General features: G+C 66.1%; 12 protein-coding genes. 11 read left to right on the forward strand and 1 reads right to left on the reverse strand.

Going from position 1 to position 16,450, the window contains the following annotated elements:
- Positions 1–13: 13 nt before the first annotated feature.
- From J2X45_RS18820 to lpdA, 11 genes are all read left to right on the forward strand, one after another.
- Positions 14–724: a TetR/AcrR family transcriptional regulator gene (locus tag J2X45_RS18820; RefSeq protein WP_310217957.1), complete on the forward strand. Its 711-nt coding sequence runs from the start codon at positions 14–16 to the stop codon at positions 722–724.
- 171 nt (positions 725–895) lie between these two features.
- Entirely contained in the window at positions 896–3,136 is a 2,241-nt protein-coding gene (locus tag J2X45_RS18825) for a TonB-dependent receptor (protein WP_310217960.1), read from the forward strand.
- 68 nt (positions 3,137–3,204) lie between these two features.
- Entirely contained in the window at positions 3,205–4,521 is a 1,317-nt protein-coding gene (locus tag J2X45_RS18830; protein WP_310217963.1) for an MFS transporter, read from the forward strand.
- Between the two features lie 302 nt (positions 4,522–4,823).
- On the forward strand, positions 4,824–6,023 hold the full coding sequence (gene sucC / locus J2X45_RS18835) for an ADP-forming succinate--CoA ligase subunit beta (RefSeq protein WP_062094649.1): 1,200 nt from the start codon (positions 4,824–4,826) through the stop codon (positions 6,021–6,023).
- Complete coding sequence (gene sucD / locus J2X45_RS18840; RefSeq protein ID WP_310217967.1) at positions 6,024–6,908, forward strand: succinate--CoA ligase subunit alpha; 885 nt, start codon at positions 6,024–6,026, stop codon at positions 6,906–6,908.
- 178 nt (positions 6,909–7,086) lie between these two features.
- Complete coding sequence (locus J2X45_RS18845; protein ID WP_310217969.1) at positions 7,087–10,050, forward strand: 2-oxoglutarate dehydrogenase E1 component; 2,964 nt, start codon at positions 7,087–7,089, stop codon at positions 10,048–10,050.
- Between the two features lie 59 nt (positions 10,051–10,109).
- Positions 10,110–11,327: a 2-oxoglutarate dehydrogenase complex dihydrolipoyllysine-residue succinyltransferase gene (gene odhB / locus J2X45_RS18850; RefSeq protein WP_310217971.1), complete on the forward strand. Its 1,218-nt coding sequence runs from the start codon at positions 10,110–10,112 to the stop codon at positions 11,325–11,327.
- An 87-nt stretch (positions 11,328–11,414) separates the two neighbouring features.
- Complete coding sequence (locus J2X45_RS18855) at positions 11,415–11,759, forward strand: DUF3088 family protein (RefSeq protein ID WP_310217974.1); 345 nt, start codon at positions 11,415–11,417, stop codon at positions 11,757–11,759.
- A 58-nt stretch (positions 11,760–11,817) separates the two neighbouring features.
- The gene (locus tag J2X45_RS18860; protein WP_310217976.1) at positions 11,818–12,090 is read left to right on the forward strand and encodes an AbrB/MazE/SpoVT family DNA-binding domain-containing protein; all 273 of its coding nucleotides are present in this window, start codon (positions 11,818–11,820) and stop codon (positions 12,088–12,090) included.
- Positions 12,087–12,494, forward strand: coding sequence for a PIN domain-containing protein (locus J2X45_RS18865; protein WP_310217978.1), 408 nt, complete (start codon positions 12,087–12,089; stop codon positions 12,492–12,494). Before J2X45_RS18860 ends, J2X45_RS18865 begins: the two co-directional genes overlap by 4 nt.
- A 240-nt stretch (positions 12,495–12,734) precedes the next feature.
- Positions 12,735–14,135: a dihydrolipoyl dehydrogenase gene (gene lpdA / locus J2X45_RS18870; RefSeq protein WP_310217980.1), complete on the forward strand. Its 1,401-nt coding sequence runs from the start codon at positions 12,735–12,737 to the stop codon at positions 14,133–14,135.
- 198 nt (positions 14,136–14,333) lie between these two features.
- Here lpdA and J2X45_RS18875 read toward each other — a convergent pair whose 3' ends face one another.
- A complete protein-coding gene (locus J2X45_RS18875) occupies positions 14,334–16,355 on the reverse strand; it encodes a methyl-accepting chemotaxis protein (RefSeq protein WP_310217983.1) in 2,022 nt (673 codons plus the stop codon).
- Between the last annotated feature and the right edge of the window lie 95 nt (positions 16,356–16,450).

Here is a 16,450-nt window from a genome sequence, read left to right on the forward strand (position 1 = left end):
GCGGGCCCTTCCCATGACCGCAACCAAGTCTCGCGCCCGCGCCGGCGGACGGGGGCGCCCGTCCAAGGCCAAGGGTCTGGACCTCAAGGAAACCATCCTCGATGCGGCCGAGGGACTGTTCGCGCGTCACGGCTTCTATGGCGTCACCACCCGCCAAGTGGCGGCCGAGGCCGGCGTCGACACCGCCTTGATCCACTACTACTTCGGGGCCAAGCGCGAGTTGTTCGACGCAGTGTTCCTGCGTCGCGCCGAGATCCTCAATCAGGCCCGCGAGGCTTCGATGAACGCCTACGTGAAGGCGCACGCGGGCGCGATGACCGTCGAGGGCGTCATCGAGGCGTTCATCGATCCGCTGCTGCGGATCTCGCAGGACGGCGGGCAGGGCTGGAAGAGCTACTTCGTCCTGGTCGCCCAGGTGAACAACACCCCGGCCTGGGGCGGCGAGACCATGACCCGCTTCTTTGATCCGGTGGTCCATCAGTTGGTCGAAACGCTCAAGTCTGTGCGGCCAGAGGCGGCCTATCGCGACCTCTACTGGTGCTACCAGTTCCTAACCGGCTCAATGATGCTGACCCTATCGGAGACCGGCCGGATCGACTCCCTGTCGGAAGGCGAATGCCATTCCAGCGATCTTGAGTCTGTCCGCCAGCGCCTCTTCGCCTATTGCGCCGCCGGCTTCGAGGCGGTGATCGCCAAGCAGAACAAGGCCCTGTCGAGCGGCTGATCCCCCGCACGCGCCCCCTTTTCATCACTTGATGAAAAAAGGCTGGCGTCCCGCGCCAGTTCGGGTGATGGTGTCCCCAATTCGCCGTTCGATGAAATGGCGAACCCTGAGCGCGCGTCCGCGAAAGACGGATCCGGCTCGGGAGGGCGGAACACAAGGGAGGGGAAACCCATGACTTCGATGTGGAAGGCCGCGCTGCTGGCTGGCGCTGCGTGGAGCACGATCGCCGGCGCTGCGTCGGCTCAGCAGGCTCCGGCCGCTGACAACTCGGTTTCGGTCGACGAGGTGACGGTCACCGCGCGTCGTCGCGAGGAAAACCTCAAGGACGTGCCCGTCGCCGTTTCGGCCTTCTCGGCCGAGAAGCTGGAGCGCTCGGGCGGTACGGACATCACCGTCCTGTCGCAGACCACCCCGAACATCACGGTGCAGACCGCCCGCGGTTCGAACTCGACCCTGATCAGCTACATCCGCGGCGTGGGCCAGCAGGATCCGCTGTGGGGCTACGAGCCTGGCGTCGGCCTCTATGTCGACGACGTCTACATCTATCGCCCGCAAGGCGCGGTCCTCGACATCTTCGACGTCGAGCGCATCGAAGTCCTGCGCGGCCCGCAAGGCACGCTGTACGGCCGCAACACGATCGGCGGCGCGATCAAGTACGTGACCAAGCGCCTCGGCGACGAAGCCGGCGCCAAGATCAAGGGCACCTACGGCAGCTACAACCAGACCGACGTCCTGGTCTCGGGCCAGACCCCGGTGGGCGGCGGCCTGTCGGTCGGCGGCGCCTACGCCCTCTACAAGCGTGATGGCTACGGCTCGAACCTGACCACCGGCGCCGAGCACTACAACAAGGACGTCGAGGCCTTCCGCCTCAGCGCCGAGTATCAGCCGACCGAGGATCTCTTCTTCCGTCTGGCCTATGACAAGGTCGTCGACGACTCCAACGCCCGCCACGGCCACCGTGAACTGCCGGCCCTGGTCGGCGGCTATCAGGTGCTGGACATCTATGACACCCAGGCGGGCCTGGGCGACAAGAACCACGTGATGACCAAGGGCGTGTCGCTGACCGCCCAGTGGAACGCGACCGACAAGGTCACGCTCAAGTCGATCACCGCCAGCCGTCGCGGCCACACCGACACCGTCATCGACTTCGACGGCACCCCGCTGCCGACGCTGGACGTGCCGGCCACCTATGACGACCGCTCGTTCTCGCAGGAACTGCAGGCCGTCTACTCGGACGAGAACGTCCAGGGCGTGTTTGGCCTGTACTATATGAACAGCCAGGCCTCGGGCGAGTTCGACACGATCGCCGGCAACCTCGGCGTGGCCATCGCCAACGGCGGCAAGGTCAACACCCAGAGCTTCGCGGCGTTCTTCGACTTCAGCGCGAACCTGACGGACAAGTTCAAGGTTTCGCTGGGCGCCCGCGCCACCCGCGACGCCAAGCGCGCCAACGCCTATCGCTTCTTCTATCTCGGCGCGACGCGCACGCCCTATCAAGGCGGCACGCCCCGTCCGATCCTGCAGACGCGCACCAACTACAACGCCGAAAAGACCTTCGAGCAGTTCACGCCGCGCATCTCGGCCTCGTATGACCTGAACGACGACCTGACGACCTACGTCTCGTTCTCGAAGGGCTACAAGTCGGGCGGCTGGGACATGCGCGGCGACGCGTTCATCACCCCGCAGACGGTCAACGGCTACCGGCCCGAGGTCGTGAAGACCTATGAAGCCGGCCTGAAGGGCTACATGTTCGAGCGTCGCGTCTCGTTCTCGTCGGCCGCCTTCCTGTCGAAGTACACCGACCAGCAGGTCACGACCCAGGTCGTGGTGCCCTCGGGCATCGCCAGCTCGGTCGACAACGCCGGCGCCTCGACCCTCTATGGCGTCGAGTTCGAAGCCAACGCCAAGCTGAGCGCGAGCCTGTCGGCCAATGTCGCCCTCGGCTACATCCACGCCGAGTACGACACCTTCAGCCGCTTCGTGCCGGCCGGCGCGCCCAACCCGCTGAACCCGTCGACGACGTTGGCGACTGGCCAGATCGTCAACGTGGCCGACCTCTACGGCTTCCAGAACACGCCGGAATGGACGGGCAATGTCAGCCTGACCTGGCGCGGCCAGCTGGCCGGCGGCGATCTGGCGATCACGCCGATGGTCAGCTATCGCGACGCCTACCAGCAGTTCGAGCAGCCGCTGCCGCTGCTGGACCAGAAGGCCTTCACCCTGGTCGACCTGACGGCGCAATGGACGGCGCCGGGCGGCCGCTACAAGCTGGCCCTGACCGGCAAGAACCTGACCAACGAAAAGTACCGCACTGGCGGCTACAACTTCGGGGTCGCGACCTACAACAACTCGGTGATCGGCTTCTACGGTCCGCCGCGCACCGTGGCCGCTTCGATCGAGGTGGCGTTCTAATCTAGGCGATAGCTGCTCGGGCGGGACTTGCTGCAACAGGTCCCGCCCTTTTTGTATCTGGGCGGGCGTTGAGGAGGGCGAGCATGAGCGAGGACGTGAACAAGGCCGAAACGGCGGGGCGGGGCGGCCGCTACCGCTACGTGGTGCTGGCCATGCTGATCCTGGCCTACACTTTCAACTTCCTCGACCGGCAGATCCTCGGGATCCTGGCCGGGTCGATCAAGGCCGAGCTGCATCTGACGGACACTCAACTGGGCCTGATGGGCGGCGTGGCGTTCGCCGCGCTCTACACCACGCTGGGCGTGCCGCTGGCCTGGTTGGCCGACCGAGTCAGCCGCACCTGGATCATGACCGTGGCCCTGACCGTATGGAGCGGCTTTACCGTCGCCTGCGGGCTTGCCGGCGGCTTCTGGAGTCTGTTCCTGGCGCGCATGGGCGTCGGCGTCGGTGAAGCGGGCGGCGTGGCGCCGGCCTACTCGCTGATTGCAGACTATTTCCCCAAGGAGCAGCGCGCCCGAGCTTTAGCGGTTTATTCCTTCGGCATCCCGCTCGGCACGGCCCTGGGCGTGCTCTTCGGCGGCCTGATCGCGGCCTATGTCGACTGGCGCTTCGCCTTCATCGCTGTTGGTTCGGCTGGCGTGCTGCTGGCGCCGATCTTCAAGTGGGTGGTCAAGGATCCGGTGCGCGGCGGCCTTGACCGCGCGCCCGGCGAGGTCGCGCCCGCCGAACCGCCCAAGGCGCCGGCGTTCGGCAAGGTGCTGGCCACCATCATGCCCAAGCCCAGCTTCTGGCTGCTGTCGTTCGGCGCGGCCTGTTCGTCGATCTGCGGCTATGGCGTGGCGTTCTGGCTGCCGACCTTCTTCCAGCGCAGTTTCGGGCTCTCGCTGACCGACCGCGCGCTGTACTACAGCGCGCTGTCGCTGATCGGCGGCGTGGCGGGCATCTGGCTGGGCGGCGTGCTGGCCGACCGTTTCGGCGCCAAGAACAAGGCCGCGTACGCCCTGGCGCCGGCCATCTGCTTCCTGGTCGCCCTGCCGTGCTTCCTGCTGGCGATGAACGTCCAGTCGATGGTGGTGGCGTTCCTGCTGTTCCTGATCCCCACGGGTCTGAACCTGGCCTGGCTGGGTCCCGTGGTGGCGGCGGTGCAGCATCTGGCGCCGGCGTCGATGCGGACGACGACCTCGGCCCTCTTCCTGCTGATCAACAATCTGCTGGGCCTGGCTGTCGGGCTCTGGTTCTTCGGCTACGTCTCGGACCTGCTCACCCCGCGCTTTGGCGCGGAGTCGATGCGGTACGCGCTCTATTACGGGCTCGGCTTCTATGTCCTGGCCGCCGCTCTGCTGATCATCGCCTCACGGCGGCTGCAGAAGGATTGGGCTGAGTAGGCCCGGGCGGCGCTTGCCGCGACTGTCTGCGGGCGCGACCGCGCAATGACAACGTTGCCATTGTGCAGTCGTCGCCACGCGGCCCGCGCAGCATGGCTTCGCGAAAGGGTTGGGACCGGTAACAATGTCGCCGCGTCAAGGGCTTCCTTGCCACGCTCGCCTAAACGGGCGGCGACGGTGGCCTACCGGACAAGATAACCGCGCAAGCCTTCACCTTATCGCCCACACGCGGTTGCGCCTGCGAAATAGCGCTCCTATAACCCGGCCACATTTCAGAAAGCCGTCGTCGAGACCGGGCCCTCATGAACATCCACGAACATCAAGCCAAAGCCGTACTCGCCGAGTTCGGCGCCCCCGTGCCGCGCGGTTTCGCCGCGTTCACGCCCGATGAAGCCGCCGCCGCCGCCGAGAAGCTGGGCGGGCCGGTCTTCGTCGTGAAGAGCCAGATCCACGCCGGTGGCCGTGGCAAGGGCAAGTTCGAGGGCCTGGGCCCTGACGCCAAGGGCGGCGTCCGCGTCGTCAAGTCGGTCGACGAGGTCCGCTCGAACGCCGAGGAAATGCTGGGCCGCGTCCTTGTGACGCACCAGACCGGCCCGAAGGGCAAGCAGGTCAACCGCCTCTACATCGAAGAAGGCGCGGCGATCGCCAAGGAATTCTACCTGTCGCTTCTCGTTGACCGCGCCTCGAGCAAGGTCTCGGTGGTCGCCTCGACCGAAGGCGGCATGGATATCGAAGACGTCGCTCACTCGACGCCCGAGAAGATCCACACCTTCACCATCGACCCGGCGACGGGCGTGTGGCCGACCCACCAGCGCGCCCTGGCCAAGGCTCTGGGCCTGACCGGCGGTCTGGCCAAGGAAGCCGCCTCGCTGCTGAACCAGCTTTATACGGCGTTCATGGCCAAGGACATGGCCATGCTGGAGATCAACCCGCTGATCGTGACGGCGGATGATCACCTGCGCGTTCTCGACGCCAAGCTGTCGTTCGACGGCAACAGTCTGTTCCGTCACCCGGACATCAAGGCGCTGCGCGACGAGACCGAAGAAGACCCCAAGGAAATCGAAGCGTCGAAGTACGACCTGGCCTACATCGCCCTCGACGGCGAAATCGGCTGCATGGTCAACGGCGCGGGTCTGGCCATGGCCACCATGGACATCATCAAGCTGTACGGCGCCGAGCCGGCCAACTTCCTCGATGTCGGCGGCGGCGCCAGCAAGGAAAAGGTCACTGCGGCCTTCAAGATCATCACCGCCGATCCGGCCGTCAAAGGCATCCTGGTCAACATCTTCGGCGGCATCATGCGCTGCGACATCATCGCGGAAGGCGTCATCGCCGCTGTGAAGGAAGTTGGTCTGCAGGTTCCGCTGGTCGTCCGTCTGGAAGGCACCAACGTCGAACTCGGCAAGAAAATCATCTCGGAAAGCGGCCTGAACGTCATCGCCGCCAACGATCTGTCTGACGGCGCCGAGAAGATCGTCGCCGCTGTGAAGGGCGCCCGCTAAATGTCGGTTCTGATCGGTTCCCACACCAAGGTCATCTGCCAGGGCATCACCGGCGCTCAAGGCACGTTCCACACCGAGCAGGCCATCGCGTACGGCACGCAGATGGTCGGTGGCGTCACCCCGGGCAAGGGCGGTCAAACGCACATCGGCCTGCCGGTGTTCGACACCGTCGCCGAAGCCAAGGACCGCACCGGCGCCGACGCCTCGGTGATCTATGTCCCGCCGCCCTTCGCGGCCGACTCGATCCTCGAGGCCATTGAAGCCGAGATCCCGCTGATCGTCTGCATCACCGAAGGCATCCCGGTGCTGGACATGGTCAAGGTCAAGAAGGCCCTGGCCGGCTCCAAGTCGCGCCTGATCGGCCCGAACTGCCCGGGCGTGCTGACGCCCAAGCAGTGCAAGATCGGCATCATGCCGGGCTCGATCTTCTCGGAAGGCAGCGTCGGCGTTGTGTCGCGTTCGGGCACCCTGACCTACGAAGCGGTGTTCCAGACCACGAACGCCGGCCTTGGCCAGACCACGGCCGTCGGCATCGGCGGCGACCCGGTCAAGGGCACCGAGTTCATCGACGTCCTCGAGATGTTCCTGGCCGACGAAGCCACCAAGTCGATCGTCATGATCGGTGAAATCGGCGGCTCGGCCGAAGAGGAAGCGGCCCAGTTCCTGAAGGACGAAGCCAAGCGCGGCCGCAAGAAGCCGATGGTCGGCTTCATCGCCGGCCGTACGGCTCCTCCCGGCCGTCACATGGGTCACGCCGGCGCCATCGTGTCGGGCGGCAAGGGCGGCGCCGAGGACAAGATCGCGGCGATGGAAGAGGCGGGCATCCGCGTCTCGCCGTCGCCGGCCAAGCTGGGCGAGACCCTGCTGGAAGTCCTGAAGGGCTAAACTAGACACCGAGACCCCGCCTCGCGCGGGGCCCAGGTTTTTTGCGACCGCCAGTCGACGATCCGAAAAAATCACCTGGGCCCCCGCTAAGCGACGGGCGCCCAGGTGATTGAGAGACTATATTTACGGGCTGTGCGGTAGCGCTCCCGTAAGCAGCGGATCTGAAGGCGACAAATCCATGGCGGACGACGCAGGCATCATCAACCAGGTCTTGACCGAGACCAGCTTCCTCTACGGCGCCAATGCGGCGTTCGTGGAAGATCTCTACGCCCAGTGGGCGGAGAACCCCGCCTCGGTCGAGCCCTCGTGGAACGCCTTCTTCGCCAGCCTGCAGGAACAGGCCGACCAGGTTAAGCGCGCGGCGCAGGACCCGGCCTGGACCCCGAAGAAAGTGGCCACCGTCCGTCCGGACTGGCTGTCGGCCCTGGACGGCCAGTGGGCCACCGTCGCGCCCGCCGTCGAGGCCAAGGTCTCCAAGGCCATCGAAGCCAAGGCGCCCGGCGCCAACGCCGAAGCTGTCCGCGCCGCCACGCTGGACAGCCTGCGCGCCATCATGATGATCCGCGCCTACCGGATGCGGGGGCACCTGGCCGCGAACCTTGACCCTCTGGGCCTGGATCCGCCCAAGGACGCCAGCGAGCTGGACCCGGCGTCTTACGGCTTCTCGGAAGCCGACTACGACCGTCCGATCTTCCTCGATTACGTGCTGGGCCTGGAGACGGCCACGGTCCGCGAAATCCTGTCGATCGTCCGCCGCACCTACTGTGGCAATGTCGGCGTGCAGTACATGCACATCTCCGACCCGGCCGAGAAGGCCTGGCTGCAGGAGCGCATCGAAGGGCGCGACAAGGAAATCACCTTCTCCAAGGAGGGCAAGGTCGCCATCCTGAAGAAGCTGATCGAGGCCGAGGGCTTCGAGAAGTTCCTGCACAAGCGCTTCCCCGGCACCAAGCGTTTCGGCCTGGACGGCGGCGAGGCCATGGTTCCGGCGCTGGAGCAGATCATCAAGCGCGGCGGCGCGCTGGGCGTGAAGGACATCGTCCTGGGCATGCCGCACCGCGGCCGCCTGAACGTGTTGGCCGCCGTGATGGGCAAGCCCTACCACGTGATCTTCCACGAGTTCCAAGGCGGCTCGTCGGTCCCCTCGGACGTCGAGGGCTCGGGCGACGTGAAGTATCACATGGGCGCCTCGTCGGACCGTGAGTTCGACGACAACAAGGTCCACCTGTCGCTCACCGCCAACCCGTCGCACCTGGAAATCGTCAACCCGGTGGTGATCGGCAAGGCCCGCGCCAAGCAGGCCTTCACCCTGCGCGAGCAGCCGGACGCCGGCCGCGGCCACGTCCTGCCGCTGCTGCTGCACGGCGACGCCGCCTTCGCTGGTCAGGGTGTGGTGGCCGAGTGCTTCACCCTGTCGGGCCTGAAGGGCTACCGCACGGGCGGCACCATCCACTTCATCGTCAACAACCAGATCGGTTTCACCACCAGCCCGCGCTACTCGCGCAGCTCGCCGTATCCGAGCGACATGGCGCTGATGGTCGAGGCCCCGATCTTCCACGTGAACGGCGACGATCCCGAAGCCGTCGTCTTCGCCGCCAAGGTCGCGACCGAGTACCGCCAGAAGTTCGGCAAGGACGTGGTCATCGACATGGTCTGCTACCGTCGCTTCGGTCACAACGAAGGCGACGATCCGACCATGACGTCGCCGATCATGTACGCGAAGATCAAGGGTCATCCCCCGACGCGCGAACTGTATTCCAACCGCCTGATCGCCGAGGGCGTGATCACCCAGGCCGACAGCGACGGCTGGGTGCTGGAGTTCGAAAAGTTCCTCGACGCCGAGTTTGACGCCGGCAAGACCTATAAGCCCAACAAGGCCGACTGGCTGGACGGCAAGTGGGCGGGCCTGACCCTGCCGGGCGACGAAGACCGTCGCGGCAAGACGGCCTTCCCCGAAACGCGTCTGCGCGAACTGGGCCGCCAGATCACCACGATCCCCGAGCGCATCGACGCTCACAAGACCGTGCGCCGCGCCATCGAGAACCGTCGCGACGCGTTCGAGAAGGGCGAAGGCATCGACTGGGGCGCGGCCGAGCACCTGGCCTTCGCCACCCTGCTGGACGAAGGCATTCCGGTCCGCTTGTCGGGTCAGGACTCGGTCCGCGGCACGTTCACCCAGCGCCATTCGGACATCATCGACCAGAAGACCGAAGAGCACTACACGCCGCTCAACAACATCCGGCCTGGCCAGGCGCACTATGAAGTGATCGATTCGGCCCTGTCGGAAGAGGCGGTGCTGGGCTTCGAGTACGGCTTCTCGCTGGCCGATCCGAACACCCTGACCCTGTGGGAAGGCCAGTTCGGCGACTTCGTGAACGGCGCCCAGGTGGTGATCGACCAGTTCATCAGCTCGGGCGAGCGCAAGTGGCTGCGGATGAGCGGCCTCGTGATGCTGCTCCCGCACGGCTATGAGGGGCAAGGCCCCGAGCACAGCTCGGCGCGTCTTGAGCGCTTCCTGCAGTCGTGCGCGGAAGACAACATGCAGGTCGTCAACTGCACGACGCCGGCCAACTACTTCCACGCCCTGCGTCGCCAGATGCACCGCGAGTTCCGCAAGCCGCTGATCGTGATGGCGCCCAAGAGCCTGCTGCGCCACAAGCGCGCCGTCTCGAACCTTTCGGACTTCACCGAGGGCTCGGCCTTCCACCGCGTGATGGTGGACGGCGCCGAAGCGGGCTGTGACGTCGGCGGGATCACGCTGAAGAGCGACGATCAGATCAAGCGTGTCATCGTCTGCTCGGGCAAGGTCTATTTCGACCTCGTCGACCAGCGAGCCAAGCTGGGCCGCGACGACGTCTATCTGCTGCGCCTGGAACAGTTCTATCCGTGGCCGATGAAGTCGCTCATGAATGTGCTGGGACGCTTCAAGAACGCCGACCTGATCTGGTGTCAGGAAGAGCCCCGGAACATGGGCGGCTGGACGTTCGTTGATCCGTGGCTGGAGCTGACCCTCGACAAGCTGGACATCAAGGCCAAGCGCGCCAAGTACGTCGGCCGTCCGGCCTCGGCCTCGACCGCCGCCGGCCTGATGAGCCGCCACCTGAAAGAGCTTGAAACCTTCCTCAACGAGGCCTTCGCGTAAGCGAGGGGCTCGCACCCAACAAACCCGCCGGACCAAGCAAGAGAGACTCGGAAAGCCCCATGGCCGACATCAATACGCCCGCCCTCGGCGAATCCGTCACCGAAGCCACGGTGGCGCGCTGGACCAAGAAGGTCGGTGAGGCCGTGAAGAAGGACGAGATCCTCGTCGAGCTGGAAACCGACAAGGTTTCGCTCGAAGTGGCCTCGCCCGCCGACGGCGTGCTGTCGGCCATCGGCGCCGAGGAAGGCGCGACGGTCGTTCCGGGCACGGTGCTGGGCGTCGTGACGGAAGGCGCCACCGCTTCGGCCGCGCCCGCCGCAGCCCCGGCTCCGAAGGCGGAAGCGCCCAAGCCGGCGCCGGCTCCGGCCGCCGCCCCTGCCCCGGCTGCTGCGCCCGCCGCCGCGCCGGTCAGCCCGGCCCCGGCCCGCATCGCTGCGGAGTCCGGTCTGGATCTCTCGAAGGTCGCCGGCACCGGCAAGGACGGCCGCGTGACCAAGGGTGACGCGCTCGCCGCCCTGGAAGCCCGCGCCGCCGCGCCGGCCCCAGCCGCCGCCGCTGCCGCGCCGCGCGCCCTGCACGAGCGCGAAGAGCGCGTGAAGATGACGCGCCTGCGTCAGACGATCGCTCGTCGCCTGAAGGAAGCCCAGAACACCGCCGCCATGCTGACGACCTTCAACGAGGTCGACATGAGCGCCGTCATGGCTCTGCGCGCCCAGTACAAGGACGTCTTCGAAAAGCAGCACGGCGTGAAGCTGGGCTTCATGTCGTTCTTCGTGAAGGCCTGCGTGGCCGCTCTGAAGGCAATCCCGGACGTCAACGCCGAGATCGACGGCCAGGACGTCATCTACAAGAACCACTATGACATCGGCGTCGCCGTCGGCACCGACAAGGGCCTGGTGGTTCCGGTCGTCCGTGACGCCGACGCCCTGAACCTGGCCGGCATCGAGAAGACCATCGGCGACCTCGGCAAGCGCGCCCGCAACGGCCAGCTGGCCATCGAGGACATGCAGGGCGGCACCTTCACGATCACCAACGGCGGCATCTACGGTTCGCTGATGTCGACCCCGATCCTGAACGCGCCGCAGTCGGGCATCCTGGGCATGCACGCCATCAAGGAACGCCCGATGGTCATCAACGGCAAGATCGAGATCCGCCCGATGATGTACCTGGCCCTTTCCTACGATCACCGCATCGTCGACGGCGCCGGCGCCGTGACTTTCCTGGTGAAGGTCAAGGAAGCCATCGAAGACCCGCAGCGCCTGCTGCTGGAGCTCTAGGCTTCACGAGAAGCCTCCAAGGCCTCTTTGCAATCGCGGCCCCGACGTCCTACGTCGGGGCCGTTCGCATTTCTGGGACCCCTCACGATGGCCAAGGACACGCTCTATCTCCTCAAGCCGCACTTCGAGAAGGACGGCGCTCAGCGCTTCTGCCCCGACTGCGCGATGATGGAGGGCTATCTGGCGACCTATCCGGCGCTGCGCGACACGCTGGACATCGTCTATGTCGACTACGCCCGTCCCCGCGCGGCCCTCGTCGAGCGGCTCGGCGAAGGCCACCAGAACGCTCCGACCCTCATCCTGGCCCAGCCCGCTCCGGACGCTGGCCCGCACGGCGAGATTCAGTTTGCGGAGGGTCTGTCCTTTCTGAGCGATGCTCGGCCCATCACGCGATGGTTGGCGCACCGTCACGGTCTGGCGTCGCCGTTGTGATATGATTGATGACGGCCGGCAGATGATGTATCTACACTTTGTAGATATGGATCAGCCGATGGCCAAGATCGACGTCGAACCCGTCCGCGCAAAGCTGTTCACCCATGGTGGCAGCCAAGCCGTGCGCTTGCCGAAAGCCTTTCGGTTTGACGGCGCCGAGGTCACCGTCAGGCGCGAGGGTGATGCCGTCATTTTGGAGCCCGCGCCTCCAAAGCCTCTCCGCACACGAGCCGAACTGGAGGCCATGTTCGAGCGCATTCGCGCTCTGGGCGGCGCTGATTTCCCCGATCGTGAGCAGCCGCCCCAGCAAGAGCGTGACTTCGACTGGTGACACTGGCGCTCGACACCAATGTGCTGATCGACTTGATGCACGGCAAGCGGAGGCAGGTTGAGGAGCGCTTCATCGAAGCGGTCTTAACGTCCGAGCCGATGGTCGCATCGGTGATCGTACAGCATGAACTGGAGTTCGGGGTCTTGGCGAGCCGCGATCCGATTAGGGCCGCAGGCGTATTCGCTGACGTGACGCGCCACGTCGTCTTCGAGCCTCTTTCCCGAGAAGACGTTTCCATGGCCGCCCGTGTCCGCGTCGCCTTGAGGCGATCGGGGACTCCGATTGGCGCCTATGACGTGCTGATCGCCGGCCAGGCGCTCACTCGCGGCTGGACACTGGTCACTGGCAATACGCGGGAGTTCTCGCGCATCGATGGCTTGGTGCTCAGAGATTGGTCGGCCTGAACAGCGCCCCGCTCGGACGGCTCGCCCGCCGCACCGCTTGGTCGGTGCGTGGCGTCGTCGCCATCGAAGGGGTGACGACGACGTTTCCCTTGATTTTCAAGGGGCGCGCGTCGAAAGCGGGTTTCGTTTTAGCCGGGTTCCCTCTAAGGAACACGCGCCTCCAGAGGTCTGACAAAGCGGCCGGCGAGGCCCTACATTTGTCCGGCGCCGCTTATGGCGCGTCCTGAAGGCGATAGACCCATGGCTCAGTACGACGTCGTCATCATCGGTGGCGGTCCTGGTGGCTATAACGCGGCGATCCGCGCGGGCCAGCTGGGCCTGAAGGTTGCGATCATCGAGGGACGCGGCAAGCTGGGCGGCACCTGCCTGAACGTCGGCTGCATGCCGTCGAAGGCCCTGCTGCACGCCTCGGAGCTGTACGCCGCCGCGACGGGTCCTGAGTTCGCCAAGCTGGGCATCGAGGTGAAGCCGAAGCTGAACCTCTCCCAGATGATGGCCCAGAAGGCCGAGAGCGTCGAAGCCCTGACCAAGGGCGTCGAGTTCCTGATGAAGAAGAACAAGGTCGATTACGTGAAGGGCTGGGGCCGCATCGCCGGCGCCGGCAAGGTGATCGTTAAGGCCGAGGACGGTTCGGAAACCACCCTCGAGACCAAGAACATCGTCATCGCCACGGGCTCCGAGCCGACCCCGCTGCCGGGCGTGACCGTCGACAACAAGCGCATCATCGACTCCACCGGCGCCCTGTCGCTGCCGGAAGTGCCCAAGCACCTCGTCGTCGTCGGCGCCGGCGTGATCGGCCTGGAGCTGGGTTCGGTGTGGAAGCGCCTGGGCGCGGAGGTCACCGTCGTCGAATACCTGGATCGCATCCTGCCGGGCACCGACACCGAGGTGGCGACCGCCTTCCAGAAGATCCTGACCAAGCAGGGCTTCAAGTTCCAACTGGGCGCCAAGGTCACCGGCGCGACGGCTACGGCCAAGGGCGCGAAGCTGAGCTTCGAGCCGGTCGCCGGCGGCGACGCCCAGACGATCGAGGCCGACTACGTGCTGGTCGCCATCGGCCGTCGTCCGTACACGCAGGGTCTGGGCCTGGAGACGGTCGGCATTACGCCGGACAAGCGCGGCATGATCGCCAACGACCACTTCAAGACCGGCGTCCCGGGCGTGTGGGTGGTCGGCGACGTGACCTCGGGTCCGATGCTGGCCCACAAGGCCGAGGACGAGGGCGTGGCCTGCATCGAGCTGATCGCGGGCAAGGCTGGCCACGTGAACTACGGCATCATCCCGGGCGTCGTTTACACCAGCCCGGAAGTGGCCACGGTCGGCAAGACCGAGGACGAACTGAAGGCCGAGGGCGTCGCCTACAAGGTCGGTAAGTTCCCGTTCCTGGCCAACAGCCGCGCCAAGATCAACCACGAGACCGACGGCTTCGTGAAGATCCTGGCCGACGCCAAGACCGACCGCATCCTGGGCGCCCACATGGTGGGTCCGAACGTCGGCGACATGATCGCCGAGTACTGCGTGGCCATGGAGTTCGGCGGCGCTTCGGAAGACGTGGCCCGCACCTGCCACCCGCACCCGACCCGTTCGGAAGCCCTGCGCCAGGCGGCCATGGGCGTCGAAGGCTGGACGATGCAGGCGTAACGCCGCGCACAAGCCGCTTGAAGACCGGCGGGGTTCGCAAGGCGGACCCCGCCGTTTTCTTATCTGAGGTCCGCCCGACCCAACCGAAGACGCGCGCAGAAAAATGGCCCCGCCTTTGAGGGAAGGCGGGGCCAGTCTGTTTTTCGAGGGGAGGAACCCCGCCAGAGGGGCGGCGGGGCTTACGCGTACTGAAACGGTTTAGAACTCTTCCCAGTCGTCGCTGGACGAAGCGCCGACGGCCTTGGCCAGCTTGGCCTGGGCGGCGGCGACCGGGTTGGCGCCCGGACGGCTGGTCGCGCTGGCGAGGGCCGGGCCGGGCGACGCCGAGTACGAGGACGGCGACGGGGTTGGGGCCGAAGCGCGCGGTGCGGCGGGCGGCGGGGCGACCGAGCGGCTGGCGCGCGTGGCGCCGCCCGCAGCAGCGACGCTCGCCGAGCCCTTGACTCGGAACTTCGAGATCATCTGCATCAGATTGCCGGCCTCGTTCTTGAGCGCATGCGAGGCGGCGGTCGATTGCTCGACCATGGCGGCGTTCTGCTGGACGGTCTGGTCCATCTGATTGACGGCGGCGTTGACCTCGTTGAGGCCGGTGGCCTGCTCCTGGCCCGAGGCGGCGATCTCGCCGACCAGCGCGTCGATCTCGCCGACCTTGACCACAATGGCCTGCAGAGCCTCGCCGGTCTGACCGACCATGGCGACGCCTTGATTGACCTGCTGGGACGAGGTCGAGATCAGGGTCTTGATCTCCTTGGCCGCATCGGCCGAACGTTGGGCCAGGGCCCGCACTTCCTGGGCGACGACGGCGAAGCCGCGACCCGCTTCACCGGCGCGCGCGGCTTCGACGCCGGCGTTCAGGGCGAGCAGGTTGGTCTGGAAGGCGATCTCGTCGATGACGCCGATGATCTGGCTGATCGACTGCGACGACTTCTCGATCTGGTTCATGGCGTCGACGGCGTTGCGCACCACGACGCTGGAACGTTCGGCGTCCGAACGGGTGGAGCCGACCACCTTGGACGCTTCCTGCGCCCCGGCCGAAGAGCGCCGCACCGTGGCGGTGATCTCATCCAGGGCCGCTGCGGTCTCTTCAAGGCTGGCGGCCTGCTGCTCGCTGCGGCGCGACAGGTCGTCGGCGGCCGAGGCGATCTCATCCGAGCCGGCGCCAATGCTGCTGGCGGCGTGGACAATGGTGCCCATGGCTTCTTCCAACTGGGAGATCGCGCCGTTGAAATCGCTCTGCAGGCGCTTGTAGGCCTCGGGGAATTGCTGATCCAGGCGGTAGGTCAGGTCGCCGTCCGACAGGCGGGCCAGGCCGCCCGCAATGGCTTCCATGACCATGGCCTGCTCCTTGGCGGCGGCGTCGGCTATTTCCTGATTGCGGCGACGCTCGGCCTCCACCTCGGCGCTGGCGCGCTGCTGCGCGGCCTCAGCGGTGCGCAGGGCCACCGCGTTGTCCTTGAACACCTGGACCGAGCGGGCCATGGCGCCGACCTCGTCCTTGCGATCCGCGCCGCGCACTTCCACATCGACCGAGCCTTGGGCCAGGATATCCATGGTCTTGGCGGTGGCGATCAGCGGGGCGGCGATCTTCTTGGAGCCGATCCAAAGGGCGAACAGCAGGGCGCTGCCCGCGGCGACGAGGCCGAAGATGATCGAGAACATCATTCCGGCGGCGGCCTTCTTCGAGGCCTCCTCGGCCATGGCCTTGGTTTCGTCGTTGCGGGTGTTGGTGAACTTGGAGACGTCTTTGTTGAGCGCGGCGATCTCGGGGTCGATCACCGCCAGGACCATCATCGCGGCCGGATCTATGTCCTGAAGGCCCAGGTCCGCGCCTTGACGTGCGCTGGTGTAGATTTTTTCAAGGCGCGCGGAAAAGTCCGCAACCGTCTTGGCCGTGCTCGGGTCGCTCTTCTTGACGACCGCCAGCTGCTCCTTGGCCTCCTTGTAGGCCGTATCGATATCGTCGCTGGCTTGTTTTGCTTCCGCCGACGTCCCTTCGTTCGCGACCGTCCGATAGGAGGCATAGCCAATCGCCATCAGACGCCGGTTGAAGCGAGACGCCGCAAGCTCCGCAGGGGCGCGATTCTCAATGACGGTGCGCGTGCTGTCCTCGGCCTTACGGGCCTGAAGGGCGTCCATGCCCATGATCGCCAGGGCGACCACGGTCAGGACGACGGCGGGCAACGCCACCTTTGTTGAGATCTTCAGGTTGTCGAAGTTCATGGGGGCCTCGTCGACGAGCGGTCGCGCAGTCGTCCTTTTCTCGACTCCCACAACGCCCCTGCGCGGTAAAATCGCGGTTAACGCGCGCGCGCCTG

Source organism: Caulobacter sp. BE264, assembly GCF_031457805.1.
Lineage (GTDB): Bacteria > Pseudomonadota > Alphaproteobacteria > Caulobacterales > Caulobacteraceae > Caulobacter.

What these genes read in the sequence shown, in the direction of transcription:
- J2X45_RS18820 (WP_310217957.1), top strand. Translation starts at nt 14, where the DNA reads ATGACCGCAACCAAGTCTCGCGCCCGCGCCGGCGGACGGGGGCGCCCG.
- J2X45_RS18825 (WP_310217960.1), top strand. Translation starts at nt 896, where the DNA reads ATGACTTCGATGTGGAAGGCCGCGCTGCTGGCTGGCGCTGCGTGGAGC.
- sucC (WP_062094649.1), top strand. Translation starts at nt 4,824, where the DNA reads ATGAACATCCACGAACATCAAGCCAAAGCCGTACTCGCCGAGTTCGGC.
- sucD (WP_310217967.1), top strand. Translation starts at nt 6,024, where the DNA reads ATGTCGGTTCTGATCGGTTCCCACACCAAGGTCATCTGCCAGGGCATC.
- J2X45_RS18845 (WP_310217969.1), top strand. Translation starts at nt 7,087, where the DNA reads ATGGCGGACGACGCAGGCATCATCAACCAGGTCTTGACCGAGACCAGC.
- odhB (WP_310217971.1), top strand. Translation starts at nt 10,110, where the DNA reads ATGGCCGACATCAATACGCCCGCCCTCGGCGAATCCGTCACCGAAGCC.
- J2X45_RS18855 (WP_310217974.1), top strand. Translation starts at nt 11,415, where the DNA reads ATGGCCAAGGACACGCTCTATCTCCTCAAGCCGCACTTCGAGAAGGAC.
- J2X45_RS18860 (WP_310217976.1), top strand. Translation starts at nt 11,818, where the DNA reads ATGGCCAAGATCGACGTCGAACCCGTCCGCGCAAAGCTGTTCACCCAT.
- lpdA (WP_310217980.1), top strand. Translation starts at nt 12,735, where the DNA reads ATGGCTCAGTACGACGTCGTCATCATCGGTGGCGGTCCTGGTGGCTAT.
- J2X45_RS18875 (WP_310217983.1), bottom strand. Translation starts at nt 16,355, where the DNA reads ATGAACTTCGACAACCTGAAGATCTCAACAAAGGTGGCGTTGCCCGCC.